General features: G+C 41.6%; 28 protein-coding genes and 1 riboswitch. All 28 genes read left to right on the forward strand.

Annotated elements, in window-relative coordinates; all coding sequences use genetic code 11:
• Window positions 1-201 precede the first annotated feature (201 nt).
• The 28 genes from uvrA (at window position 202) to rplN (ending at window position 24585) form a co-directional block, all read left to right on the forward strand.
• Complete coding sequence (uvrA, locus tag NMM17_RS00465) at window positions 202-3033, forward strand: excinuclease ABC subunit UvrA (RefSeq protein WP_001152885.1); 2832 nt, start codon at window positions 202-204, stop codon at window positions 3031-3033.
• Window positions 3026-4087 (forward strand): Xaa-Pro peptidase family protein, encoded by a 1062-nt coding sequence (locus tag NMM17_RS00470; protein ID WP_254753639.1) that lies wholly within the window; start codon window positions 3026-3028, stop codon window positions 4085-4087. The genes uvrA and NMM17_RS00470 overlap by 8 nt, the downstream gene beginning before the upstream one ends.
• A gap of 57 nt (window positions 4088-4144) precedes the next feature.
• Window positions 4145-4295, forward strand: a riboswitch (M-box (ykoK) riboswitch).
• A 194-nt stretch (window positions 4296-4489) separates the two neighbouring features.
• Window positions 4490-7150, forward strand: coding sequence for a magnesium-translocating P-type ATPase (mgtA, locus tag NMM17_RS00475; protein ID WP_000858848.1), 2661 nt, complete (start codon window positions 4490-4492; stop codon window positions 7148-7150).
• Between the two features lie 135 nt (window positions 7151-7285).
• Window positions 7286-7684 (forward strand): transcriptional regulator Spx, encoded by a 399-nt coding sequence (gene spx / locus NMM17_RS00480; RefSeq protein WP_000591165.1) that lies wholly within the window; start codon window positions 7286-7288, stop codon window positions 7682-7684.
• A gap of 65 nt (window positions 7685-7749) precedes the next feature.
• Window positions 7750-8319, forward strand: a complete 570-nt coding sequence (locus NMM17_RS00485; protein WP_000725139.1) for an SP0191 family lipoprotein — start codon at window positions 7750-7752, stop codon at window positions 8317-8319.
• Window positions 8320-8405: 86 nt separating this feature from the next.
• Entirely contained in the window at window positions 8406-8672 is a 267-nt protein-coding gene (locus NMM17_RS00490; RefSeq protein WP_000507059.1) for an IreB family regulatory phosphoprotein, read from the forward strand.
• 3 nt (window positions 8673-8675) lie between these two features.
• Window positions 8676-9095, forward strand: coding sequence for a Holliday junction resolvase RuvX (ruvX, locus tag NMM17_RS00495; protein ID WP_004239076.1), 420 nt, complete (start codon window positions 8676-8678; stop codon window positions 9093-9095).
• Window positions 9096-9110: 15 nt separating this feature from the next.
• Window positions 9111-9416, forward strand: a complete 306-nt coding sequence (locus NMM17_RS00500; RefSeq protein ID WP_000017620.1) for a DUF1292 domain-containing protein — start codon at window positions 9111-9113, stop codon at window positions 9414-9416.
• A gap of 353 nt (window positions 9417-9769) precedes the next feature.
• Entirely contained in the window at window positions 9770-11020 is a 1251-nt protein-coding gene (locus tag NMM17_RS00505; protein ID WP_000464354.1) for a folylpolyglutamate synthase/dihydrofolate synthase family protein, read from the forward strand.
• A gap of 86 nt (window positions 11021-11106) precedes the next feature.
• Complete coding sequence (locus NMM17_RS00510; protein WP_000769497.1) at window positions 11107-11580, forward strand: SP_0198 family lipoprotein; 474 nt, start codon at window positions 11107-11109, stop codon at window positions 11578-11580.
• A 254-nt stretch (window positions 11581-11834) separates the two neighbouring features.
• Window positions 11835-13367: a cardiolipin synthase gene (gene cls, locus NMM17_RS00515; RefSeq protein ID WP_000877344.1), complete on the forward strand. Its 1533-nt coding sequence runs from the start codon at window positions 11835-11837 to the stop codon at window positions 13365-13367.
• Between the two features lie 254 nt (window positions 13368-13621).
• On the forward strand, window positions 13622-15175 hold the full coding sequence (locus tag NMM17_RS00520) for a damage-inducible protein CinA (RefSeq protein WP_254753640.1): 1554 nt from the start codon (window positions 13622-13624) through the stop codon (window positions 15173-15175).
• 119 nt (window positions 15176-15294) lie between these two features.
• Window positions 15295-17502: an anaerobic ribonucleoside-triphosphate reductase gene (gene nrdD / locus NMM17_RS00525; RefSeq protein ID WP_185952565.1), complete on the forward strand. Its 2208-nt coding sequence runs from the start codon at window positions 15295-15297 to the stop codon at window positions 17500-17502.
• Between the two features lie 11 nt (window positions 17503-17513).
• A complete protein-coding gene (locus NMM17_RS00530) occupies window positions 17514-17654 on the forward strand; it encodes a hypothetical protein (protein WP_143952777.1) in 141 nt (46 codons plus the stop codon).
• Between the two features lie 43 nt (window positions 17655-17697).
• Window positions 17698-18198 carry a GNAT family N-acetyltransferase gene (locus tag NMM17_RS00535; RefSeq protein WP_143952778.1) on the forward strand — a complete coding sequence of 167 codons (501 nt, stop codon included), beginning with the start codon at window positions 17698-17700 and terminating at the stop codon, window positions 18196-18198.
• Between the two features lie 5 nt (window positions 18199-18203).
• Window positions 18204-18800, forward strand: a complete 597-nt coding sequence (gene nrdG / locus NMM17_RS00540) for an anaerobic ribonucleoside-triphosphate reductase activating protein (protein ID WP_254753641.1) — start codon at window positions 18204-18206, stop codon at window positions 18798-18800.
• 254 nt (window positions 18801-19054) lie between these two features.
• Window positions 19055-19363 carry a 30S ribosomal protein S10 gene (gene rpsJ, locus NMM17_RS00545; protein WP_001284513.1) on the forward strand — a complete coding sequence of 103 codons (309 nt, stop codon included), beginning with the start codon at window positions 19055-19057 and terminating at the stop codon, window positions 19361-19363.
• Window positions 19364-19444: 81 nt separating this feature from the next.
• A complete protein-coding gene (gene rplC / locus NMM17_RS00550; RefSeq protein WP_000160197.1) occupies window positions 19445-20071 on the forward strand; it encodes a 50S ribosomal protein L3 in 627 nt (208 codons plus the stop codon).
• A 24-nt stretch (window positions 20072-20095) separates the two neighbouring features.
• Window positions 20096-20719 carry a 50S ribosomal protein L4 gene (rplD, locus tag NMM17_RS00555; protein WP_000024549.1) on the forward strand — a complete coding sequence of 208 codons (624 nt, stop codon included), beginning with the start codon at window positions 20096-20098 and terminating at the stop codon, window positions 20717-20719.
• Window positions 20719-21015: a 50S ribosomal protein L23 gene (locus NMM17_RS00560; RefSeq protein WP_001055347.1), complete on the forward strand. Its 297-nt coding sequence runs from the start codon at window positions 20719-20721 to the stop codon at window positions 21013-21015. The genes rplD and NMM17_RS00560 overlap by 1 nt, the downstream gene beginning before the upstream one ends.
• A gap of 17 nt (window positions 21016-21032) precedes the next feature.
• Entirely contained in the window at window positions 21033-21866 is an 834-nt protein-coding gene (gene rplB / locus NMM17_RS00565; protein WP_000512911.1) for a 50S ribosomal protein L2, read from the forward strand.
• Between the two features lie 103 nt (window positions 21867-21969).
• Window positions 21970-22251: a 30S ribosomal protein S19 gene (gene rpsS, locus NMM17_RS00570; protein WP_000533767.1), complete on the forward strand. Its 282-nt coding sequence runs from the start codon at window positions 21970-21972 to the stop codon at window positions 22249-22251.
• 11 nt (window positions 22252-22262) lie between these two features.
• Window positions 22263-22607, forward strand: coding sequence for a 50S ribosomal protein L22 (rplV, locus tag NMM17_RS00575; RefSeq protein WP_000818137.1), 345 nt, complete (start codon window positions 22263-22265; stop codon window positions 22605-22607).
• A 12-nt stretch (window positions 22608-22619) separates the two neighbouring features.
• Window positions 22620-23273 carry a 30S ribosomal protein S3 gene (gene rpsC / locus NMM17_RS00580; RefSeq protein WP_000529936.1) on the forward strand — a complete coding sequence of 218 codons (654 nt, stop codon included), beginning with the start codon at window positions 22620-22622 and terminating at the stop codon, window positions 23271-23273.
• A 3-nt stretch (window positions 23274-23276) separates the two neighbouring features.
• Window positions 23277-23690, forward strand: coding sequence for a 50S ribosomal protein L16 (gene rplP / locus NMM17_RS00585; RefSeq protein ID WP_000960946.1), 414 nt, complete (start codon window positions 23277-23279; stop codon window positions 23688-23690).
• Between the two features lie 9 nt (window positions 23691-23699).
• Window positions 23700-23906 carry a 50S ribosomal protein L29 gene (rpmC, locus tag NMM17_RS00590; RefSeq protein WP_000772918.1) on the forward strand — a complete coding sequence of 69 codons (207 nt, stop codon included), beginning with the start codon at window positions 23700-23702 and terminating at the stop codon, window positions 23904-23906.
• A gap of 24 nt (window positions 23907-23930) precedes the next feature.
• The gene (gene rpsQ, locus NMM17_RS00595; protein WP_000440801.1) at window positions 23931-24191 is read left to right on the forward strand and encodes a 30S ribosomal protein S17; all 261 of its coding nucleotides are present in this window, start codon (window positions 23931-23933) and stop codon (window positions 24189-24191) included.
• A gap of 25 nt (window positions 24192-24216) precedes the next feature.
• Window positions 24217-24585, forward strand: coding sequence for a 50S ribosomal protein L14 (gene rplN / locus NMM17_RS00600; protein WP_000616545.1), 369 nt, complete (start codon window positions 24217-24219; stop codon window positions 24583-24585).
• Window positions 24586-24601: the final 16 nt, after the last annotated feature.

Here is a 24601-nt window from a genome sequence, read left to right on the forward strand (position 1 = left end):
TTTTGCGTACTTTAGGGGAGCAAGTAGTAAATAGTAATGTTAGTAATTTTTATTAAAAAGCGCGTGATATAAGGGTTAGGAAGCTCTAAAGAAACATAAAACAAGCAGTTCTTGATTATACTACAAATTCAGCCTTTTGGGTAATAGAATCTCACTTTTTTTGGTATAATGGTAAGCAATAATGGACTAGAAAGAACAAAGATGCAAGATAAAATTGTCATTCATGGGGCGCGTGCCCATAATTTAAAAAATATTGATGTGGAGATTCCGCGAGACAAGTTGGTTGTCGTAACCGGCTTGTCAGGTTCAGGGAAATCCAGTCTGGCTTTTGATACCCTCTATGCGGAGGGTCAACGTCGCTATGTGGAGAGTTTGTCAGCCTACGCTCGTCAATTCTTGGGGAATATGGAGAAGCCCGATGTAGATGCTATTGATGGTCTCAGCCCAGCTATTTCCATCGACCAGAAAACGACTAGTAAAAATCCTCGCTCGACCGTAGGAACAACGACTGAAATCAATGACTATCTGCGTCTCCTCTACGCACGTGTGGGGACGCCTTACTGTATCAACGGGCATGGGGCTATCAAGGCTTCTTCGGTGGAGCAAATCGTGGATAAGGTTTTGGAGTTACCTGAACGCCAGCGCCTGCAAGTTTTAGCTCCGGTCATCCGCAAGAAAAAAGGCCAACATAAGAGTGTTATTGAGAAGGTTCAGAAAGACGGTTATGTCCGTGTCCGTGTGGATGGGGAAGTCTATGATGTGACCGAAGTGCCAGAGTTGTCTAAGAGCAAGCAACACAATATTGATGTCGTGGTTGACCGTATTGTTATCAAGGAGGGTATCCGTAGTCGTCTCTTTGATTCCATTGAGGCTGCCCTTCGTATTGCAGAAGGTTATGTCATTATCGACACCATGGACGACTCTGAGTTGTTGTTCTCTGAGCATTATGCCTGCCCAGTTTGTGGATTTACTGTTCCAGAGTTAGAGCCTCGTCTCTTCTCTTTCAATGCTCCTTTTGGCTCTTGTAGTGAATGTGACGGTTTGGGCATCAAGCTGGAAGTGGATACTGATTTGGTAGTGCCAGATGCCAGCAAAACCTTACGTGAGGGAGCCTTGGCCCCTTGGAATCCTATCTCATCCAATTACTATCCAAACATGCTAGAGCAGGCTATGACAGCTTTTGGAGTGGATATGGATAAGCCTTTTGAAGACTTGTCAGAAGAAGATAAGAACTTGATTCTCTACGGCTCAGATGGCAAGGAATTCCATTTCCACTATGAGAATGAATTTGGTGGCGTGCGCGATATCGACATTCCTTTTGAGGGAGTTGTCAATAATATCAAGCGTCGCTATCACGAGACAAACAGCGATTATACTCGCACTCAGATGCGCCTCTACATGAATGAACTGACCTGCGGAACCTGTCACGGCTATCGCCTCAATGACCAGGCCTTGTCTGTCCGTGTGGGTGGCGAGCAAGGGCCACATATCGGAGAAATTTCAGACCTGTCTATCGCGGACCACTTGGACTTGGTAAGCAAGTTGACTCTATCTGAAAATGAAGCCATTATTGCTCGGCCTATTCTCAAGGAAATCAAGGATCGTTTGACTTTCCTCAATAACGTGGGGCTTAACTATCTGACCCTGTCTCGTTCAGCAGGAACCCTTTCAGGTGGGGAAAGTCAGCGTATTCGTTTGGCAACCCAGATTGGTTCTAACCTATCAGGTGTTCTTTATATTCTAGATGAGCCGTCAATCGGTCTTCACCAGAGGGATAATGACCGTTTGATTGCCAGTCTCAAAAAGATGCGTGATTTGGGTAATACTCTCATCGTGGTGGAACATGATGAAGATACTATGCGCGAAGCTGATTATCTGATTGACGTTGGTCCTGGTGCCGGTGTTTTTGGTGGGGAGATTGTTGCTGCAGGTACGCCCAAACAGGTGGCTCGCAACAGCAAGTCTATCACAGGCCAGTACTTGTCAGGAAAACGTGCCATTCCAGTACCAGAAGAGCGACGTGTCGGAAATGGTCGTTTTATCGAGGTGACAGGAGCGCGTGAGAACAACCTGCAAAATGTCACAGCTCGCTTTCCACTAGGAAAATTCATCGCCGTTACAGGGGTATCTGGCTCAGGCAAGTCGACCCTAATCAACAGCATTCTCAAAAAAGCTATTGCCCAGAAGCTCAACCGCAATTCAGACAAACCAGGTAAATTTAAGACTATTACAGGGATTGAGCATGTCGACCGCTTGATTGATATTGACCAGAGCCCTATCGGACGGACGCCGAGGTCCAACCCAGCTACCTATACAGGTGTCTTTGACGATATACGTGACCTTTTTGCTCAAACAAACGAAGCCAAGATTCGTGGTTACAAGAAGGGGCGCTTCAGTTTTAACGTCAAGGGTGGTCGTTGCGAAGCCTGCTCAGGTGACGGGATCATCAAGATTGAGATGCACTTCTTGCCAGATGTTTATGTGGCTTGTGAAGTCTGCCACGGAACCCGCTACAATAGTGAAACCCTAGAAGTTCATTACAAGGAAAAAAATATCTCGCAGGTCTTGGATATGACCGTCAACGATGCAGTGGAATTCTTCCAACATATTCCAAAGATTCAACGTAAACTTCAGACCATCAAGGATGTGGGACTGGGCTATGTGACGCTAGGGCAACCAGCTACCACCCTTTCTGGGGGAGAAGCCCAGCGTATGAAGCTGGCTAGTGAACTCCACAAACGATCGACAGGAAAATCTTTCTACATTCTGGATGAGCCGACGACAGGTCTTCATACCGAGGATATCGCTCGCTTGCTTAAGGTTTTAGCTCGCTTTGTAGATGATGGCAATACAGTCCTCGTCATCGAGCACAATCTAGATGTTATCAAGACGGCAGACCATATCATTGATTTGGGACCTGAGGGCGGAGTCGGTGGTGGAACCATTATCGCAACAGGAACTCCAGAAGAAGTAGCTGCCAACGAAGCTAGCTACACAGGACATTATTTGAAAGGAAAGTTACATCATGAATAAACGCGTACAAGCATTTCTAGCTAAAATGCAAGAAAAAGAACTAGATGGCATCATCATCAATAACCTCAAAAACGTCTATTATTTGACTGGTTTTTGGGGTTCAAACGGAACAGTCTTCATCAGCCGTGACCGTCAGGTCTTGGTGACGGATTCTCGCTATATCATTGCAGCCAAGCAAGAAACCAGTGGTTTTGAGATTGTAGCTGACCGTGATGAATTGGCTGTCATTGCAGGCATTGTTAAGGACATGGGCTTGTCTCAAATCGGTTTTGAGGATGAGATTTCGGTCTCTTATTATCACCGTATGCAGGTAGCCTTTGAAGGAATTGACTTGCTTCCACAAACTCAGTTTGTTGAAGGTCTTCGAATGATTAAGGATGAAGCTGAGATTGCAGCTATTCGCAAGGCTTGTTCTATCTCAGACCAAGCTTTCCGCGATGCGCTTGACTTTATTAAGCCAGGAAAGACTGAAATTGAGATTGCCAACTTCCTTGACTTCCGCATGCGTGAGTTGGGAGCATCTGGCTTGTCTTTTGACATTATCTTAGCTAGCGGAATCAACTCTTCTAAGCCCCATGCACATCCAATGCACAAACCAGTGGATCTAGGAGAAGCCATTACAATGGACTTCGGTTGCCTTTATGACCACTATGTCAGTGATATGACACGGACTATCTATCTAGGGCATGTCAGCGATGAGCAGGCGGAGATTTACAATACGGTTTTGAAAGCCAACCAAGCCTTGATTGACCAGGCTAAGGCAGGATTAGGTTTCCGAGACTTTGACAAAATTCCTCGTGATATTATCATCGAGGCAGGCTATGGCGACTACTTTACTCACGGTATCGGACACGGTATTGGGCTGGATATCCATGAAGAACCATACTTTAGCCAGACTTCTACAGAAACTATTAAGGCAGGTATGGCCTTAACCGATGAACCAGGTATCTACATCGAAGGCAAATATGGCGTTCGTATTGAGGATGATATCCTGATTACAGAGACAGGTTGTGAATTGTTGACCCTAGCTCCAAAAGAGTTGATAGTTATCTAAGAGTTAAACAACTCAAATGATTGACTTTTAAATTTTAAAGGTTTATACTGAAAAACGAAAACGGTAGGTGAGGCTACCATAGGGATACGGATGACTACCGCAAAGCAGTGGAGACACTACTCGTTGGTCAACAGTCCTGGTCGCGAAGGCCAAGACTAAGCTCATTACATTGCCCTATGGAGTTAAAGCTTGAACGAAAAACAGATAATCAGTTTTTTAATCCTGCCATTTTATGGTGGGATTTTCTACTGTTTAAATCAAAGAAAGGAGATAGACGATGCAAATTGACGATCATCCGGAACCGCACATACACAGCCAATCGCTGATTTGTGTCGTTCTGCCCTTATAAAGTGATTGGTCTCTGTGTATGAAACACATCATTCATACAGATAGGAGAAACCAATGAAAACTACAAAAGAAAGATTAGCAACAGCTATTCATACAGCTTTAAACGAAACTCTATCTTTTTATAAGACAAGTCTAACAGGCTTGACTGAGGAGCAGGTGGAGAAAAATCGTGACCTATATGGCGAAAATACCATCACAAAGGGTCAAGAAGACAGTATTCTCAAAAAGATTTACGAATCCATTATCAATCCTTTTACAATCATCTTACTGGTCATCGCCGTGATTTCCTTGGTGACCAATGTCTGGTTGGCAAAACCAGGTCAAGAAGATCCGACAACTTCCATTATCATCGTTGTCCTAGTCCTCATTTCTGGTGGCATACGCTTTGTCCAAGAACTCCGTAGTGATAAGGCTGCGACCAATCTATCAAAAATGATTGTCAACACAGCGACTGTCATTCGTCAAGGAGAAATCCAAGAAGTACCTATCGATGATTTGGTAGTGGGTGACGTGGTTAAATTAAGCGCTGGAGACATGATTCCAGCAGATCTTCTTTTATTTGAGTCGCGCGATTTCTTTGTACAACAGTCGGGCTTGACAGGTGAAAGTGAATCAGTTGAAAAATTGGCCTTGACCAAGGCAACAGTTCAACAATCTGATAGTCTGCTAGAAGCAGAAGCGCTCGCCTTTATGGGAACCAATGTCTTGTCTGGTAGTGCCAAGGCCGTGGTTTTAGCAGTTGGTGATGATACCATGATGGGGGCCATTGAGCAGACTTTGAACACCTATGACGAGCCTACTTCGTTTGAGCGGGAGATGAATAGTATTTCGTGGCTCTTGATTCGTTTGATGCTGGTCATGGTGCCCATCGTTTTCTTGTCCAATGGTTTAACAGATGGTGACTGGCTGGAAGCTGGCGTATTTGCTTTGAGTGTTGGTGTTGGATTGACACCTGAGATGCTTCCTATGATTATCACGGCCAGTCTAGCAAAAGGCTCCATCATTATGGCCAAGGAAAAAGTGGTTATCAAGAAACTCAATGCCATACAGGACTTAGGGGCGATTGATATTTTGTGTACAGATAAGACAGGAACTCTAACCCAAGACGAAATTGTCCTTGAATATCCCTTGGACCTCCACGGACGCTTGGATTTGACCGTCTTGAGACGAGCTTATCTCAATTCTTATTTTCAAACGGGCTTGAAAAATTTGATGGACAGAGCCATCATCAAACGGACTGAAAAGGAAGCCAAAGAACACACCCTCTTACAAAATCTGGCTCAAACTTTTCAAAAAATAGATGAATTACCTTTTGATTTTGAACGTAGACGGATGAGTGTTATCGTTAAGGATGAACACGAAGTTGTTAGTTTGGTAACCAAGGGTGCCCTAGAGGAAATGTTGACGATTTCCAGTCATGCGGAATACCAAGGAGTGATTACTCCCTTGACAGATGTTATTAGAGAAGAAATTTTAGCAGAAGTCAGACAACTAAATCAACAAGGTTTGCGTGTCTTGGGAGTAGCCTATAAGTCAGGTTTGAGGGAAGGACATGCCTATACAGTTGATGATGAAGGGGATATGATTCTAACTGGTTATTTAGCCTTCCTAGATCCTCCTAAACCATCTGCAGCACCAGCAATTAAGGCTCTGTTAGAACATGGGGTTCAAACAAAGATTTTGACGGGAGACAACGAGAAAGTTACCCAAGCAGTCTGTGAAAAGGTTGGTTTGGATATCAATCAGATGCTGTTAGGATCTGAAATTGATCAGATGAGTAATCAAGAATTGGCTCAAGCCGTGGAGGAGGTAACAGTCTTTGCCAAACTTTCTCCTGACCAAAAAGCAAGGATTATTTTGCAATTTAAGGCTAATGGTCATGCTGTTGGCTATATGGGGGATGGAATCAATGACGCTCCTTCTATGAAAGTTGCAGATGTGGGGATTTCTGTTGATACAGCAGTAGATATTGCCAAAGAAACAGCTGATGTTATCCTACTTGATAAGGATCTCATGGTGCTGGAAAAAGGACTTGTTGAAGGGCGTAAGGTCTATGCCAATATGACTAAATATATCAAAATGACAGTGAGTTCTAATTTTGGGAATATCTTATCCCTATTGGTCTCTGGAATCTTTTTACCATTTTTACCAATGGCACCAGTCCATTTGATTATCCTAAATCTAGTCTATGATTTGTCTTGTATTGCCTTGCCTTTTGACAAGGTGGATAAAGATTTTTTGAGAAATCCGCATACCTGGGAAGCTAAGTCCATCACACGTTTCATGATTTGGATGGGACCTATCTCTTCTGCCTTTGATATTTTGACCTTTATTTTGCTTTATTTTATCATTGTACCCATGACAACAGGTCAAGCTTATGTTCATGGGGCAGAGTCTGCCGTAGGATTTATTGTCTTGTTTCAGACAGGTTGGTTTATCGAGTCCATGTGGTCACAGACCATGGTTATCCATATGCTGCGTTCAGCCAAAATTCCCTTTTTACAAAGTCGTCCAGCTTGGCTAGTCCTTGTGACAACCTTATTGGCTGCAGCCTTTGTGACCTTCCTTCCCTACAGTCCACTCGCAATCCTACTTCATCTAACTCCATTAAAACCGATTTATTTCATCTTTTTGCTTTTCATCATTATTTTGTATATGATTAGCGTGACAATTGTGAAAAAAATCTATATCAAGAAATATAAAGAATGGCTGTAAATTTCATTTTGTCAAGAAAAAAGTACGAAAATGACGAAAAAAGTTAAAAAAATTTAAAAATAGGTCGCAAGTCGGATGTTTTTTATGGTATAATAGACTAAACTGATAGTAACATGTAGCGAAAGGGGTAGGTACATGATTAAAATTTATACAGTCTCAAGTTGTACTAGCTGTAAAAAAGCAAAAACCTGGCTCAATGCCCACCAGTTAAGTTATAAAGAACAAAATCTTGGTAAAGAAGGAATTACGAGAGAAGAATTACTGGATATTCTAACCAAAACAGATAACGGAATAGCCAGCATCGTTTCATCTAAAAATCGCTATGCCAAAGCCCTTGGAGTGGATATCGAAGATTTGAGTGTCAACGAAGTCCTCAATCTGATTATGGAAACACCGAGAATTTTAAAGAGCCCAATCCTTGTAGATGAAAAACGCCTGCAAGTTGGCTATAAGGAAGACGATATTCGTGCCTTCCTACCACGCTCTGTCCGTAATGTAGAAAATGCAGAAGCACGTTTGCGTGCAGCTCTATAAACATCAAGGCTGGGAGCAACTCCCAGTCTTATTCTATTTTAATTTCAAAAAGAAAGAAGAAAGAGATGAAAAAAATAGTTCTTGTTAGTCTAGCTTTCCTTTTTGTCCTAGTTGGTTGCGGACAGAAAAAAGAAACTGGACCAGCTACAAAAACAGAAAAGGATACGCTTCAGTCGGCATTGCCAGTTATTGAAAATGCCGAGAAGAATACAGTTGTGACCAAGACTTTGGTCTTGCCCAAGTCAGATGATGGCAGCCAGCAAACCCAAACCATTACATACAAGGACAAGACTTTTTTGAGCTTAACGATTCAACAAAAACGTCCAGTTTCTGATGAGTTGAAGACTTATATCGACCAACATGGAGTGGAAGAAACTCAAAAAGCTCTTCTGGAGGCAGAGGAGAAGGATGAGGCTATCATAGAAGCTCGTAAATTAGCAGGATTTAAGCTTGAAACTAAACTATTGAGTGCAACCGAACTTCAAACAACGACTAGTTTTGATTTTCAAGTTTTGGATGTCAAGAAGGCTTCTCAGTTAGAATATTTGAAGAACATTGGTTTAGAAAATCTCTTGAAGAATGAACCAAGCAAATATATTTCAGACAGATTGGCAAATGGCGCGACAGAACAATAGAAAATCCAAATAAATAGACTACCTGAATTGTAGAACGTAAGGAATTATGCTATAATGGTACTATTCTAAGGAAAGAGGGTGTTAGAATGGGATTTACTGAAGAAACAGTACGTTTTAAATTGGACGATTCCAATAAAAAAGAAATTAGCGAAACTCTGACTGATGTTTATGCTTCGTTGAACGATAAGGGTTATAACCCGATTAACCAAATCGTAGGTTACGTATTGAGTGGAGACCCTGCCTACGTTCCTCGTTATAATAATGCACGAAATCAAATCCGTAAGTATGAGCGCGATGAAATCGTTGAAGAATTGGTCCGCTACTACCTTAAAGGACAAGGAGTCGATCTATAACCTATGAGAATTATGGGATTGGACGTCGGTTCAAAAACGGTAGGGGTAGCCATTAGCGATCCGCTTGGTTTTACAGCTCAAGGACTTGAAATCATCCAAATCAATGAGGAGCAAGGTCAATTTGGTTTTGACCGCGTTAAGGAGTTGGTTGATACTTACAAGGTGGAACGATTTGTAGTGGGCTTGCCTAAAAACATGAACAATACAAGCGGACCGCGCGTGGAAGCTAGTCAAGCCTACGGAGCAAAGCTAGAAGAGCTTTTTGGTTTACCAGTAGACTATCAAGATGAACGCTTGACAACAGTTGCCGCAGAGCGCATGTTGATTGAACAAGCAGATATTAGTCGCAATAAGCGCAAGAAAGTCATTGATAAGTTAGCAGCTCAGCTGATTTTACAAAATTATTTAGATAGAAAATTTTAATACAAAGGAGAGGCTATGTCACACGATCATAACCACGACCACGAAGAACGTGAATTAATTACACTAGTAGATGAGCAAGGAAATGAAACCTTGTTTGAAATCCTTTTGACGATTGACGGAAAAGAAGAATTTGGTAAAAACTATGTTCTTCTAGTACCAGTTAACGCAGAAGAAGACGAAGACGGACAAGTTGAAATCCAAGCTTACTCATTCATCGAAAACGAAGATGGAACAGAAGGCGAATTGCAACCAATCCCAGAAGACTCAGAAGACGAATGGAACATGATTGAAGAAGTCTTCAACAGCTTTATGGAGGAGTAAACACGTCCAGTGGACGTGTTTAGCCCTGCGCTAGAAATTAGAAACGCAGGCACATCCAGTGGATGTTTTTAGCCCAGTTCCTTAAAATAAGAGAGAACTGGTGTGTTCAGTGAACATTTTTACCCTGACGCTAAAAATAAAGACCGTAAGTAAGTCTGGGAGACTGTATCAGCCCAACTCCTAGAAATTAGAAGAGTTGAAATATTTGGGGAGAATTTTACCCCACGTTAATATCCATAGTTGCTAGTGATTAGCTAACCAGGTAAGAGGTCGGGACGAAAATCCTGACCTCATTTTTGTTATCTACGGAATTTTGCTAGATAATTGATTAGACTTTTGTCAAGGAGATGTATATGTTTGAAGTAGAAGAATGGCTCCATAGTCGGATTGGTTTGAATTTTCGATCAGGTTTGAGCCGAATGCAACAAGCGGTGGATTTGTTAGGAAATCCCGAGAAGTCTTACCCTATTATCCACGTCACTGGGACTAATGGGAAAGGTTCTACCATTGCTTTTATGAGGGAGTTATTTATGGGGCATGGCAAAAAAGTTGCGACCTTTACCTCCCCTCATATCATCTCCATCAATGACCGAATCTGCATTAACGGGCAACCAATAGCTGATGCAGACTTCATCCGTTTGGCTAATCAGGTCAAGGAGATGGAGAAAATGCTTCTGCAAACCCATGATCAGTTGTCCTTTTTTGAATTGCTGACCTTGATTGCTTTTCTTTATTTTAGAGAGCAAGAGGTGGATTTAGTTCTACTAGAAGTGGGAATTGGTGGCTTACTTGACACGACCAATGTGGTAACTGGAGAGCTTGCTGTCATCACCTCTATCGGACTTGACCATCAGGAGACTCTGGGTGACGGTATAGCAGCAATTGCAGAGCAGAAAGCTGGTATTTTTAAGGCTGGTAAAAAGGCAGTGATTGCTAAGTTGCCTTCAGAAGCTAGACTTGTCTGTCAGAAAAAAGCAGACTCTTTAGTTGTTGATCTTTATCAGGCAGGTCAGGATTTTTCAATGCTGAATGGGGATTTTTCAAGCTCTTTGGCTAACCTTTCACAGTTGAAAATAGGTTTAGAAGGAGCTTATCAGCAGGAAAATGCGGCCTTGGCGTTGCAAACGTTTCTTCTCTTTATGAGGGAAGGAAAGGAAGTTGTTGATGAGCAGGTTGTAAGACAGGCTTTGGAGAAGACCCATTGGGCTGGGCGTTTAGAGCGTATTCGCCCTCAGATTTATTTGGACGGTGCTCATAACCTCCCTGCCTTGACTCGCTTGGTTGAATTTATTAAAGAAAAAGAGCAGGAAGGATATCGTCCTCAAATCCTATTTGGAGCCTTGAAACGGAAGGATTATCAAGGGATGTTGGCTTATCTGACTCAAAAATTGCCTCAGGTGGAACTCAAGGTGACAGGTTTTGACTATCAAGGTTCTTTGGATGAAACAGATGTAACAGGTTACGCTATAGTTCCTTCTTATCGCGAATTTATCAGCAGTTTTGAAGAAAGAGTCGACGCGCAGGATTTGTTGTTCGTTACAGGGTCTCTCTATTTTATCTCAGAAGTACGGGGCTATCTACTGGGGCATGAGCAGATAAATTGACCTCCTTTTTTGAACTTGTTATACTAGGGAAACTACTAGTTAGAAGGAAAAACTTCTGTAAATTGGTAGCAGAAAGGAAATTCATCATGAAATTAAAAAGATTCACACTTTCTCTTGTTTTTCTAGCAAGTCTTAGTCTCTTAGTAGCTTGTTCACAAAGAGTTCAACAAGTTCAACAACCAGCAACTCACTCGCAAACACAACAAACACAACAAACTCAGCAATCACAACCTGCTGCTTCATCTTCGGCAGAAAATTCAAACCAGTCAGCGACAAGTTCTTCACAAAATGCGCCTGAGTCTCAACCAACTAATATTGATGGAACTTATACTGGTCAGGACGAAGGAGCCCGTATCACTTTAGTGGTAACTGGAACAACTGGTACATGGACACAGGTAGAAACTGACGGAGATCAAGAAATCAAGCAGGTTAGCTTCGATGCTGCCAATCAACGTATGATTATTGGGGATGATGCCAAGATTTATACAATTAATGGAAATCAGATGATTATTGACGATATGGATAGAGAAGCGTCTGATCGCATTGTTTTATCAAAATAGACTAGAAGGAGACTGGTTTTGTCAGTCTCTTTTGCTTTTACTCAGAAAAATGATTATAAATACTTGCCTTCTACCGAATATCTGCGTTATACTAGTATTAATTACCTGTTTTTAGCATTCATACTCTTCGAAAATCTCTTCAAACCACGTCAGCTTCCATCTGCAACCTCAAAACAGTGTTTTGCGCAACCGGCAGCTAGCTTCCTAGTTTGCTCTTTGCTTTTCATTGAGTATCAAAATATCAAGGAGGGGATATGAAATATAGAAAATTTCAATTATTGATGTCTAAGTACGGCTTTAGTCTTTCGATTATGTTACTTGAACTTTGTCTTGTTTTTGGTCTCTTTCTTTATTTAGGGCGCATGGCCCCTATTCTATGGGTAATTGTCTTAATTTTTATGAGTATGGCGACTATTGTCGCAATTGTCAATCGTTCAATGGCGCCTGAAAGTAAAGTGATGTGGTTAGTGGTAACTTTTGTTCCTGTCATTGGCCCCTTGCTCTATCTGATGTTTGGTGAAAGGCGATTGTCCAAAAAAGAAATCAAGCAGTTGGACAGACTTGGTTCCATGCATTTTCGGGAGGATAATAGTAAAGCTCTCCGCCAGAAATTGAAGGAAGATGATAAGGCGGCTTACGGAGTTATCAAATCTTTGCTAAGTATGGATAGCAATGCCGATGTCTATGATCGAACAGATTCACAATTCTTTTCTTCGGGTGAAAGCATGTGGCAATATATGTTGGAAGATCTTAAGAAAGCTGAAAAGTTTATCTTTCTAGAGTACTATATTGTCGAAGAAGGTCTGATGTGGAATAGTATACTAGATATACTAGAGCAAAAGGCAGCTCAGGGTGTAGAGGTCAAGATGCTCTATGATGATATCGGCTGTATGGCGACTTTACCTGGAGATTATACTATTCAGCTTCGTAGTCGAGGAATTGAAGCCCATAAATTTAACAAGGTGATTCCTCGTTTGACGGTGGCTTACAACAATCGGGACCATCGGAAAATCCTTGTCATAGATGGTCAGGTAGCTTATACAGGAGGGATTAACTTAGCCGATGAGTACATCAATCATGTAGAACGCTTTGGTTATTGGAAGGACAGTGGGATTCGCTTAGATGGTCCTGGTGTCAAGGCTCTAACCCGTCTCTTTTTAATGACTTGGTACATCAATCGTGGGGAAATCAGCGATTTTGACCAGTATCACTTGGAAAATCAGCCTTGTTCTGGCCAAGGGCTCTGCATTCCTTACGGTAGTGGACCCAAGCCCATCTTCCGTACCCAGGTAGGGAAAAAAGTTTATCAAAGTTTGATTAATCAGGCTACTGATTCAGTCTATATCACAACACCCTATTTGATTATTGACTATGATTTAACTGAGAGTATTAAAAACGCGGCCATGAGAGGTGTTGATGTCCGCATCGTGACTCCTTTCATTCCGGATAAAAAATTAATCCAGCTCATAACAAGAGGAGCCTATCCAGATCTTTTATCAGCAGGAGTAAGGATTTTTGAGTATAGTCCTGGCTTTATCCACAGTAAACAAATCATAGTGGATAAGGACTTTGCTGCAGTTGGAACCATTAATTTAGATTATAGAAGTTTGCTTCACCACTATGAAAATGCAGTTTTGCTATATAAAACGGCATCAATCACAGAGATTCAAAAAGATTTTCAGGAGATTTTTTCAGTATCTCAAGAAATTTTCCCTCATACGATAAAAAATAGCTGGTATCAGAAATTGATTAAGGAAATTGCCCAGTTATTCGCCCCAATCTTATAAGAAAAATAGGACTTAGGACACAAACCAGTCCTATTTTTCTTACCTTTTACGAATAAAAAGATGTAGGAGGAACGATGCTGACTCAGAAGGAATTGAACTATATCACGACATTTGAACAGACGCATTTACACCGATTTCGGGAAATTGAAACCTTTGTGAAACTATGCAAAAAATCACTCAAACAGCCATCGCAAGCTGACAATTTTAGGTCTTTTTGATATACTAAGACAGATAAATTGAATAGGAGAAACGACATGGCTGTATATGGCAGAATCGAAGAAGTATCCGAAACGATACAGAGTAATGAAATTGAAAATAGACTGGATAGGAACCTTGAATCTCATGTAGAAAAAGAAGAACAGGTAGCTTTCCCGTTTTTCAGACTCATCATTGGAAGTACGATTGCAACGGTTTTTTCTGTGGTGATACCTTTACTTTTAGATATGGTAAGTCCCTCTCAGGCTCAGGATTTGTATATAGGGTGGGCTTTACATCAGGGAGGACAGCTCTACAGTAGCTATTATGCTAGTCACGGTCTTATTTATTACTTGCTACTTTATATTACCCAAGGAGGCATCCTTTTTGCCTTGGTAGAATGGCTAGCCCTCTTAGGAGGAGGTTACTTCCTCTTTTCTTCAACTGACTATCTGACGGGACAAAGGGAACAAGCCAAGCAACTCCTAACTATATTTTATATTTTGGTATCTGGTCTCGGTTTTGGGGGAGGATATGCTACGATTTTAGCTCTGCCATTCCTGTTTGCAGGATTTTCATTCATAGCAGCTTATCTATCAAGTCCTAACCACGACAAGGGATTTCTACGTCTGGGAATTTTCTTGGCTCTATCATTTTTCATAGAGCCTCTTACAAGTCTTCTCTTTATTGCAGTAGTAACGATCGGTTTATTTGTCTTTAATGTTGGGCATGGCCGCCTTGCTCATGGAGTTTATCAGTTTTTTGCAGCAGCACTTGGCTTTTCTCTCATCTTTTACCCAGTAGGATATTATGTTCTTGCTTCAGGTGGTTTTGGAGAAGCTCTAGGAAGTCTTTTATATCCGATTGATTCCCTTCAGGTCTTTACCAATCCTCAACTAATGGATAATGTTGTATTCTATGGTTTGTTGACCTTTGGTTTAGGAGCTCTCTTCCTTGTTTTTCTAGGCTTGTTCCAATCAAAGGCATCAAGATTATATGTTATTTCAGTACCAGCTAGTTTTGCTTTCTTATTTGTATTAGCCTTGTTGCTTTTTTCTCAAGAACCTCTTCACGGTTCGCGTTTGATTCTAATCATTCCATTTTTACTCCTTCTTTTGATGACCAGTATTCGTGGGAAACATTCAGCTAGGGGAGCTCGCCGTAGTAGAAGAGAAGAAGTTCCTACTTTATGGAAAAAATTCATGAAGGGGAATCTCTACCTACCGATACTAGTGGTGGTTTATCTGATTGCTATTCCTTTTGTGGCTCGTTTTGTCTTGCATCCAGCTTCTTATAGAGAACAACATCAAGTGGTAGATAGAGTCAAACAAGAGACGAGTGATGGTGACCAAATCTATATCTGGGATTCTCATGTTCAGATGTATAAAGAAAGCCAGCGTTTGGCTGGGTCTACGCTCCCATCACCTCTTCTTTATATGAATACAGAAGAAAATAAAACTTCCATGATTAATGACTTGAAAGAAAACCAACCTAAGTTAATTGTGGTGAACGACAAGGTGGTTCTCTGGTCTGAAGTAGAAACAATCTTGAAAGAAAATTACCAACAAGTAAAGACTGATTACTCAGAGTTTAAAGTCTATAAAATTAAATAAATAAATCAATATCTTGTGTATTTTTAAAAATTTTAGGATTTTTACCACAAGATATTGATTTTTATTTTTTTAGTGATATAATACTTTTTAGATATAACATTTTAGAAAAGAGCATGTATATGATTGCACTAGAAGAAAAAATTACAACCTTACCAACCCTCTTCGTTGAAAAACGAGATGGGAGACGTGTTGTATTTGATGTGGACAAGATTGATAAGGCTCTCCACAAGGCGGCTGACAAGGTTATGGATGTGACACCCTTGGTTGAAAAACGCCTAAATGCTCTAACTGAGCGAATTGTCACAGAAATTCATAGTCGCTTTCCACAGGGGGTTAAGATTTACGAAATTCAAAATATCGTAGAACATGAACTCCTTGAAGCCAAAGAATATGCGCTGGCTGAGGAGTATATCACTTATCGGACACAGAGGGATTTTGAGCGCTCGAAAGCGACAGATATCAACTTTAGCATCCATAAACTTCTCAACAAAGACCAGGCAGTTGTCAATGAAAATGCTAATAAAGACAGTGATGTCTTTAACACTCAGCGTGATTTGACAGCAGGTATTGTTGGGAAATCAATCGGACTGCAAATGCTGCCTAAGCATGTAGCCAATGCCCACCAAAAAGGGGATATCCACTATCACGATTTGGACTACAGTCCTTATACACCTATGACTAACTGCTGTTTGATTGATTTCAAGGGGATGTTGGAAAATGGTTTTAAGATTGGAAATGCAGAGGTAGAAAGTCCCAAGTCTATTCAGACTGCGACAGCTCAGATTTCCCAAATCATCGCCAACGTTGCTTCTAGCCAGTATGGGGGCTGTTCAGCTGACCGTATCGATGAAGTCTTGGCGCCTTATGCAGAGAAGAATTATCAAAAACACCTCAAAGATGCGGAAGAATGGGTCTTACCTGACAAACGGGAAGATTACGCTTGGAAGAAAACCCAAAAAGATATCTATGATGCCATGCAATCTCTCGAGTATGAAATCAACACTCTCTTCACTTCAAATGGACAAACACCTTTCACTTCGCTAGGTTTTGGTCTAGGAACCAATCGTTTTGAGCGTGAAATTCAAAAAGCTATCTTGAACATCCGAATCAAGGGCCTTGGTTCAGAACATCGAACAGCCATCTTCCCTAAACTCATCTTTACTCTGAAACGAGGTCTCAATTTAGAGGAAGGAACTCTAAACTACGACATCAAGCAGTTGGCTCTAGAGTGTGCAACCAAGCGGATGTATCCAGACGTCTTGTCTTATGATAAGGTTGTTGACTTGACAGGCTCCTTCAAGGTTCCTATGGGTTGCCGTTCGTTCCTTCAAGGATGGAAGGATGAAAATGGTGTAGAAGTCAATTCAGGCCGTATGAATCTGGGTGTTGTGACGGTTAACTTACCTCGTATTGCTCTTGAATCTGAAGGTGATATGAATAAGTTCTGGGAAATCTTCAACGAGCGGATGAACATTGCAGAAGATGCTCTGGTTTACCGTGTCGAACGAACTAAAGAAGCGACGCCAGCCAATGCTCCTATCCTTTATCAATACGGTGCTTTTGGCCATCGTCTAGGTAAAGAAGAAAGTGTTGACCAGCTCTTTAAGAATCGTCGAGCGACAGTTTCGCTGGGCTATATCGGCTTGTATGAAGTAGCGACAGTTTTCTTTGGTAACAGCTGGGAAAGTAATCCAGATGCTAAGGAATTCACGCTGGATATCATTCGCGATATGAAACGCCGTGTAGAAGAGTGGTCAGACCAATACGGTTATCATTTCTCTATCTACTCAACACCGTCTGAAAGTTTGACAGACCGTTTCTGTCGACTAGATACAGACAAGTTTGGTTCTATTCCTGATATTACAGATAAGGAATACTATACCAACTCTTTCCACTACGATGTTCGTAAAAATCCAACACCGTTTGAAAAATTGGACTTTGAGAAAGTCTATCCAGAAGCAGGTGCGTCGGGTGGTTTCATCCATTATTGTGAGTATCCAGTTCTCCAGCAAAATCCAAAGGCCTTGGAAGCTGTGTGGGATTATGCCTATGACCGCGTGGGTTATCTTGGGACCAATACTCCAATTGACCGTTGCTATAAGTGTGACTTTGAGGGGGATTTTGAGCCAACTGAGAGAGGATTTGCTTGTCCAAACTGTGGCAATAGTGACCCTAAAACAGTAGATGTTGTTAAACGGACTTGTGGCTATCTAGGCAATCCTCAAGCAAGACCTATGGTCAACGGCCGTCACAAGGAAATCGCTGCGCGTGTCAAACATATGAATGGCTCAACGATTAAAATGGCTGGTCATCAAGTAACAAATTAGAAAGAAATGAAATGGGAAAATATCAATTAGACGATAAGGGGCGCGCACAAGTAACCCGTTATCACGAGAAACACTCTAAAGGTGGAGCTGGTAAAAAAGAACGTTTGCTTAACCTCAGAGAACAATTTTTAAACAAGAACAAGGAAAAATAAAAGTGAGAGTCAGCTCTCGCTTTTCTCTTAGTAGGAGGTAAGGATGGAATTACGCAGACCAAGATTAGCAGATAAAGAGACAGTTTTAGAGATGATGGCAGAGTTTAAAAGGTCCCAGTCACCTCACGACGGTGGTTTCTGGGATACAGAGAACTTTGTGTATGAAGAATGGTTGGAAACAAATATGCAAAAAGAAATGGGAATAAACTTGCATGAAAATCGTGTTCCTTCTATTCAATTTGTATCATTTGATGATGTAGGTCATGCTCTAGGATTTTTGAATCTGCGATTGAGCCTGAATGAGGATTTACTGAAATATGCTGGCCACATTGGCTACTCCATTCGTCCATCAGAAAGAGGTAAAGGTTATGCTAAGGAAACTCTCCGTCAGGGCTTGCAAGTTGCTAAGGAAAAGAACATTAAACGAGCTTTAGTGACTTGTAGCACAGAAAATCCAGCAAGCCGAGCTGTTATCTTAGCTAATGGTGGGGAGTTGGAGGATGTTCGAAACGGAACGGAGCGCTATTGGATAGACTTGGAGTAGACAGCATGACATGGAATACACCAAAACCTGGTGAATGGAAAAGCGAGGAGCTTAGTAAAGGGCGGATTATTGATTACAAGGCCTTTAACTTTGTCGATGGAGAAGGCGTGCGCAACTCCCTCTATGTCGCAGGCTGTATGTTCCACTGCGAGGGTTGTTATAATGTAGCGACCTGGTCTTTCAATGCAGGAATACCCTATACAGCAGAATTAGAAGAACAGATCATGGCAGACCTTGTCCAGCCCTATGTTCAAGGCTTGACCTTGCTGGGAGGGGAACCTTTTCTCAATACGGGCATTCTCTTGCCTCTCGTTAAACGCATTCGTAAGGAATTGCCAGATAAAGACATCTGGTCCTGGACGGGATATACTTGGGAAGAAATGATGTTGGAAACTCCAGATAAACTGGAACTCTTATCATTGATTGACATTCTTGTCGACGGACGATACGATCGAACTAAGAGAAATCTCATGCTCCAGTTTCGAGGTTCGTCCAATCAACGTATCATCGATGTGCAAAAATCTCTCAAAAGTGGGCAAGTAGTGATTTGGGATAAACTCAATGACGGGAAAGAAAGCTATGAACAGGTGAAGAGAGAGTAACTTTCTTCTATGAAAATACTTAAATAAATGACCTGTCAAAAAGGAAAACATTTTCATGTTAAAAATTTTAAAAAACAGCAACAAATCCCTTGCAATCGCAGGGGCTTTGTGTTATTCTATTATGGTGCTGTAAATTACAGCCTTAGCTTTGATGCAAGAGGTTGCGACACGCTCGGTTGCATTGCCACGCAACAGCGCGTCGGTTTTCTTGTGGAGCTAGCCTATTATCTTAAATAGACGAAAAGGAGAAAAAGATGGCAAACAAAAAAATCCGTATCCGTTTGAAAGCTTACGAACACCGTACGCTTGACACAGCGGCTGCAAAAATCGTAGAATCAGCTACTCGTACAGGTGCACAAGTTGCGGGTCCAATCCCACTTCCAACTGAACGTAGCCTCTACACAATCATTCGTGCGACTCACAAATACAAAGACTCTCGCGAACAATTTGAAATGCGTACACACAAACGTTTGATCGATATCGTTAACCCAACTCAAAAAACAGTTGATGCTTTGATGAAATTGGATCTTCCAAGTGGTGTAAACGTAGAAATCAAACTTTAATCTAAAGCTTGATATCTTGAGCATAAAAAACGCTCGTTAAAAACTTTTTGAATAAAAATATAGAAAAGGAACTATTTTCTCATGACAAAAGGAATCTTAGGGAAAAAAGTGGGAATGACTCAAATCTTCACTGAAGCTGGCGAATTGATCCCTGTAACAGTTATTGAAGCAACTCCAAACGTTGTTCTTCAAGTTAAAACTGTTGAAACAGACGGATACAACGCTATCCAAGTTGGTTTCGATGACAAACGCGAAGTATTGAGCAACAAACCTGCTAAAGGACATGTAGCGAAAGCTAACACGGCTCCTAAGCGCTTCATTCGTGAATTCAAAAACGTTGAAGGCTTGGAAGTTGGTGCTGAAATCACAGTTGAAACATTCGCAGCTGGAGATGTTGTTGACGTAACTGGTACTTCTAAAGGTAAAGGTTTCCAAGGTGTTATCAAGCGCCACGGACAATCACGTGGACCAATGGCTCACGGTTCTCGTTACCACCGTCGTCCAGGTTCTATGGGACCTGTTGCACCTAACCGCGTATTCAAAGGTAAAAACCTTGCAGGACGTATGGGTGGCGACCGCGTAACAATTCAAAATCTTGAAGTTGTACAAGTTGTTCCAGAAAAGAACGTTATCCTTATCAAAGGTAACGTACCAGGTGCTAAGAAATCTCTTATCACTATCAAGTCAGCAGTTAAAGCTGGTAAATAATAAGGAAAGGGGAATACAGTCAAAATGGCAAATGTAACATTATTCGACCAAACTGGTAAACAAGCGGGCGAAGTTGTTCTTAACGATGCAATCTTTGGTATCGAACCAAACCAATCTGTTGTGTTTGATGTGATCATCAGCCAACGTGCTAGCCTTCGTCAAGGAACTCACGCAGTTAAAAACCGCTCAGCTGTTTCAGGTGGCGGACGCAAACCATGGCGTCAAAAAGGAACTGGACGTGCTCGTCAAGGTTCTATCCGCTCTCCACAATGGCGTGGTGGTGGAATCGTCTTCGGACCAACTCCACGTAGCTATGCGTACAAACTTCCTCAAAAAGTTCGTCGCCTTGCACTTAAATCTGTTTACTCAGAAAAAGTTGCTGAAAATAAATTTGTAGCCGTTGATTCTCTTGAATTTACAGCTCCAAAAACTGCTGAATTTGCAAAAGTTCTTGCAGCTTTGAGCATCGATTCTAAAGTCCTTGTTATTCTTGAAGAAGGAAACGAATTCGCAGCTCTCTCAGCTCGTAACCTTCCAAACGTGAAAGTTGCGACTGCTACAACTGCAAGTGTTCTTGACATCGCAAATAGTGACAAACTTCTTGTTACTCAAGCAGCTATCTCTAAAATCGAGGAGGTTCTTGCATAATGAATTTGTATGATGTTATCAAAAAACCTGTAATCACTGAAAGCTCAATGGCTCAACTTGAAGCAGGCAAATATGTATTTGAAGTTGACACTCGTGCACACAAACTTTTGATCAAGCAAGCTGTTGAAGCTGCTTTCGAAGGTGTTAAAGTTGCTAATGTTAACACAATCAACGTAAAACCAAAAGCTAAACGTGTTGGACGTTACACTGGTTTTACTAACAAAACTAAAAAAGCTATCATCACACTTACAGCTGATTCTAAAGCAATCGAGTTGTTTGCTGCTGAAGCTGAATAATCTAAGGAGGAAATATCGTGGGAATTCGTGTTTATAAACCAACAACAAACGGTCGCCGTAATATGACTTCTTTGGATTTCGCTGAAATCACAACAAGCACTCCTGAAAAATCATTGCTTGTTGCATTGAAGAGCAAGGCTGGTCGTAACAACAACGGTCGTATCACAGTTCGTCACCAAGGTGGTGGACACAAACGTTTCTACCGTTTGGTTGACTTCAAACGTAACAAAGACAACGTTGAAGCAGTTGTTAAAACAATCGAGTACGATCCAAACCGTTCTGCAAACATCGCTCTTGTACACTACACTGACGGTGTGAAAGCATACATCATCGCTCCAAAAGGTCTTGAAGTAGGTCAACGTATCGTTTCAGGTCCAGAAGCAGATATTAAAGTCGGAAATGCTCTTCCACTTGCTAACATCCCAGTTGGTACTTTGATCCACAACATCGAGTTGAAACCAGGTCGTGGTGGTGAATTGGTACGTGCTGCTGGAGCATCTGCTCAAGTATTGGGTTCTGAAGGTAAATACGTTCTTGTTCGTCTTCAATCAGGTGAAGTTCGTATGATTCTTGGAACTTGCCGTGCTACAGTTGGTGTTGTCGGAAATGAACAACATGGACTTGTAAACCTTGGTAAAGCAGGACGTAGCCGTTGGAAAGGTATCCGCCCAACAGTTCGTGGTTCTGTAATGAACCCTAACGATCACCCACACGGTGGTGGTGAAGGTAAAGCACCAGTTGGTCGTAAAGCACCATCTACTCCATGGGGCAAACCTGCTCTTGGTCTTAAAACTCGTAACAAGAAAGCGAAATCTGACAAACTTATCGTTCGTCGTCGCAACGAGAAATAATATTAAACTAGTCGCTTAAGTAACTAGTAAATCCGCCAGCTCGGTAGCGCTCCATAGGAGCGCAAGCCGCTGTGGTACAACATTTAAAGGAGAAAATATAAAAATGGGACGCAGTCTTAAAAAAGGACCTTTCGTCGATGAGCATTTGATGAAAAAAGTTGAAGCTCAAGCTAGCGACGAAAAGAAAAAAGTTATTAAAACTTGGTCACGTCGTTCAACGATCTTCCCAAGTTTCATTGGTTACACTATTGCAGTTTATGACGGACGTAAACACGTACCTGTTTACATTCAAGAAGACATGGTAGGTCACAAACTTGGTGAATTTGCACCAACTCGTACTTACAAAGGTCACGCTGCAGACGACAAGAAAACACGTAGAAAATAAGGAGAACATAAATGGCAGAAATTACTTCAGCTAAAGCAATGGCTCGTACAGTACGTGTTTCACCTCGTAAATCACGTCTTGTTCTTGATAACATCCGTGGTAAAAGCGTAGCCGATGCAATCGCAATCTTGACATTCACTCCAAACAAAGCTGCTGAAATCATCTTGAAAGTTTTGAACTCAGCTGTAGCTAACGCTGAAAACAACTTTGGTTTGGATAAAGCTAACTTGGTAGTATCTGAAGCATTCGCAAACGAAGGACCAACTATGAAACGTTTCCGTCCACGTGCGAAAGGTTCAGCTTCACCAATCAACAAACGTACAGCTCACATCACTGTAGCTGTTGCAGAAAAATAAGGAGGTAAAATCGTGGGTCAAAAAGTACATCCAATTGGTATGCGTGTCGGCATCATCCGTGATTGGGATGCCAAATGGTATGCTGAAAAAGAATACGCGGATTACCTTCATGAAGATCTTGCAATCCGTAAATTCGTTCAAAAAGAACTTGCTGACGCAGCAGTTTCAACTATCGAAATCGAACGCGCAGTAAACAAAGTTAACGTTTCACTTCACACTGCTAAACCAGGTATGGTTATCGGTAAAGGTGGTGCTAACGTTGATGCACTCCGTGCGAAACTTAACAAATTGACTGGAAAACAAGTACACATCAACATCATCGAAATCAAACAACCTGATTTGGATGCTCACCTTGTAGGTGAAGGAATTGCTCGTCAATTGGAGCAACGTGTTGCTTTCCGTCGTGCACAAAAACAAGCAATCCAACGTGCAATGCGTGCTGGAGCTAAAGGAATCAAAACTCAAGTATCAGGTCGTTTGAACGGTGCAGATATCGCCCGTGCTGAAGGATACTCTGAAGGAACTGTTCCACTTCACACACTTCGTGCAGATATCGATTACGCTTGGGAAGAAGCAGATACTACATACGGTAAACTTGGTGTTAAAGTATGGATCTACCGTGGTGAAGTTCTTCCAGCTCGCAAAAACACTAAAGGAGGTAAATAACCAATGTTAGTACCTAAACGTGTTAAACACCGTCGTGAATTCCGTGGAAAAATGCGCGGTGAAGCAAAAGGTGGAAAAGAAGTAGCATTCGGTGAATACGGTCTTCAAGCTACAACTAGCCACTGGATCACTAACCGCCAAATCGAAGCTGCTCGTATCGCCATGACTCGTTACATGAAACGTGGTGGTAAAGTTTGGATTAAAATCTTCCCACACAAATCATACACTGCTAAAGCTATCGGTGTGCGTATGGGATCTGGTAAAGGGGCACCTGAAGGTTGGGTAGCACCAGTTAAACGTGGTAAAGTGATGTTCGAAATCGCTGGTGTATCTGAAGAGATCGCTCGCGAAGCGCTTCGTCTTGCTAGCCACAAATTGCCAGTTAAATGTAAATTCGTAAAACGTGAAGCAGAATAAGGAGAAGGCATGAAACTTAATGAAGTAAAAGAATTTGTTAAAGAACTTCGTGGTCTTTCTCAAGAAGAACTCGCGAAGCGCGAAAACGAATTGAAAAAAGAATTGTTTGAACTTCGTTTCCAAGCTGCTACTGGTCAATTGGAACAAACAGCTCGCTTGAAAGAAGTTAAAAAACAAATCGCTCGTATCAAAACAGTTCAATCTGAAGCGAAATAATAGACTAGGGAAGGAGAAATTTCAATGGAACGCAATAATCGTAAAGTTCTTGTTGGACGTGTTGTATCTGACAAAATGGACAAGACAATCACAGTTGTAGTTGAAACAAAACGTAACCACCCAGTCTATGGTAAACGTATTAACTACTCTAAAAAATACAAAGCTCATGATGAAAACAATGTTGCCAAAGAAGGCGATATCGTACGTATCATGGAAACTCGCCCGCTTTCAGCTACAAAACGTTTCCGTCTTGTAGAAGTTGTTGAAGAAGCGGTCATCATCTAATCAAACCTGAAAGGAGAAAACTGAAATGATTCAAACAGAAACTCGTTTGAAAGTCGCAGACAACAGCGGTGCTCGCGAAATCTTGACTATCAAAGTTCTTGGTGGTTCAGGACGTAAATTTGCAAACATCGGTGATGTTATCGTGGCATCTGTAAAACAAGCTACTCCTGGTGGTGCGGTTAAAAAAGGTGACGTTGTTAAAGCAGTTATCGTTCGTACTAAATCAGGTGCTCGTCGTGCTGATGGTTCATACATCAAATTTGACGAAAACGCAGCAGTTATCATCCGTGAAGACAAAACTCCTCGCGGAACACGTATCTTTGGCCCAGTTGCACGTGAATTGCGTGAAGGTGGCTTCATGAAGATCGTGTCACTTGCTCCAGAAGTACTTTAATTTTTAGAAACAAACT

Origin of the sequence: Streptococcus sp. CF7_Ac1-12 (assembly GCF_024295905.1) — a bacterium.
Lineage (GTDB): Bacteria > Bacillota > Bacilli > Lactobacillales > Streptococcaceae > Streptococcus > Streptococcus mitis_AP.

Excerpts from the sequence above, each read along its gene's own strand:
- uvrA (WP_001152885.1), top strand. The coding sequence starts at position 202 with ATGCAAGATAAAATTGTCATTCATGGGGCGCGTGCCCATAATTTAAAA.
- NMM17_RS00470 (WP_254753639.1), top strand. The coding sequence starts at position 3,026 with ATGAATAAACGCGTACAAGCATTTCTAGCTAAAATGCAAGAAAAAGAA.
- mgtA (WP_000858848.1), top strand. The coding sequence starts at position 4,490 with ATGAAAACTACAAAAGAAAGATTAGCAACAGCTATTCATACAGCTTTA.
- spx (WP_000591165.1), top strand. The coding sequence starts at position 7,286 with ATGATTAAAATTTATACAGTCTCAAGTTGTACTAGCTGTAAAAAAGCA.
- NMM17_RS00485 (WP_000725139.1), top strand. The coding sequence starts at position 7,750 with ATGAAAAAAATAGTTCTTGTTAGTCTAGCTTTCCTTTTTGTCCTAGTT.
- NMM17_RS00490 (WP_000507059.1), top strand. The coding sequence starts at position 8,406 with ATGGGATTTACTGAAGAAACAGTACGTTTTAAATTGGACGATTCCAAT.
- ruvX (WP_004239076.1), top strand. The coding sequence starts at position 8,676 with ATGAGAATTATGGGATTGGACGTCGGTTCAAAAACGGTAGGGGTAGCC.
- NMM17_RS00500 (WP_000017620.1), top strand. The coding sequence starts at position 9,111 with ATGTCACACGATCATAACCACGACCACGAAGAACGTGAATTAATTACA.
- NMM17_RS00505 (WP_000464354.1), top strand. The coding sequence starts at position 9,770 with ATGTTTGAAGTAGAAGAATGGCTCCATAGTCGGATTGGTTTGAATTTT.
- NMM17_RS00510 (WP_000769497.1), top strand. The coding sequence starts at position 11,107 with ATGAAATTAAAAAGATTCACACTTTCTCTTGTTTTTCTAGCAAGTCTT.
- cls (WP_000877344.1), top strand. The coding sequence starts at position 11,835 with ATGAAATATAGAAAATTTCAATTATTGATGTCTAAGTACGGCTTTAGT.
- NMM17_RS00520 (WP_254753640.1), top strand. The coding sequence starts at position 13,622 with ATGGCTGTATATGGCAGAATCGAAGAAGTATCCGAAACGATACAGAGT.
- nrdD (WP_185952565.1), top strand. The coding sequence starts at position 15,295 with ATGATTGCACTAGAAGAAAAAATTACAACCTTACCAACCCTCTTCGTT.
- NMM17_RS00530 (WP_143952777.1), top strand. The coding sequence starts at position 17,514 with ATGGGAAAATATCAATTAGACGATAAGGGGCGCGCACAAGTAACCCGT.
- NMM17_RS00535 (WP_143952778.1), top strand. The coding sequence starts at position 17,698 with ATGGAATTACGCAGACCAAGATTAGCAGATAAAGAGACAGTTTTAGAG.
- nrdG (WP_254753641.1), top strand. The coding sequence starts at position 18,204 with ATGACATGGAATACACCAAAACCTGGTGAATGGAAAAGCGAGGAGCTT.
- rpsJ (WP_001284513.1), top strand. The coding sequence starts at position 19,055 with ATGGCAAACAAAAAAATCCGTATCCGTTTGAAAGCTTACGAACACCGT.
- rplC (WP_000160197.1), top strand. The coding sequence starts at position 19,445 with ATGACAAAAGGAATCTTAGGGAAAAAAGTGGGAATGACTCAAATCTTC.
- rplD (WP_000024549.1), top strand. The coding sequence starts at position 20,096 with ATGGCAAATGTAACATTATTCGACCAAACTGGTAAACAAGCGGGCGAA.
- NMM17_RS00560 (WP_001055347.1), top strand. The coding sequence starts at position 20,719 with ATGAATTTGTATGATGTTATCAAAAAACCTGTAATCACTGAAAGCTCA.
- rpsS (WP_000533767.1), top strand. The coding sequence starts at position 21,970 with ATGGGACGCAGTCTTAAAAAAGGACCTTTCGTCGATGAGCATTTGATG.
- rplV (WP_000818137.1), top strand. The coding sequence starts at position 22,263 with ATGGCAGAAATTACTTCAGCTAAAGCAATGGCTCGTACAGTACGTGTT.
- rplP (WP_000960946.1), top strand. The coding sequence starts at position 23,277 with ATGTTAGTACCTAAACGTGTTAAACACCGTCGTGAATTCCGTGGAAAA.
- rpmC (WP_000772918.1), top strand. The coding sequence starts at position 23,700 with ATGAAACTTAATGAAGTAAAAGAATTTGTTAAAGAACTTCGTGGTCTT.
- rpsQ (WP_000440801.1), top strand. The coding sequence starts at position 23,931 with ATGGAACGCAATAATCGTAAAGTTCTTGTTGGACGTGTTGTATCTGAC.
- rplN (WP_000616545.1), top strand. The coding sequence starts at position 24,217 with ATGATTCAAACAGAAACTCGTTTGAAAGTCGCAGACAACAGCGGTGCT.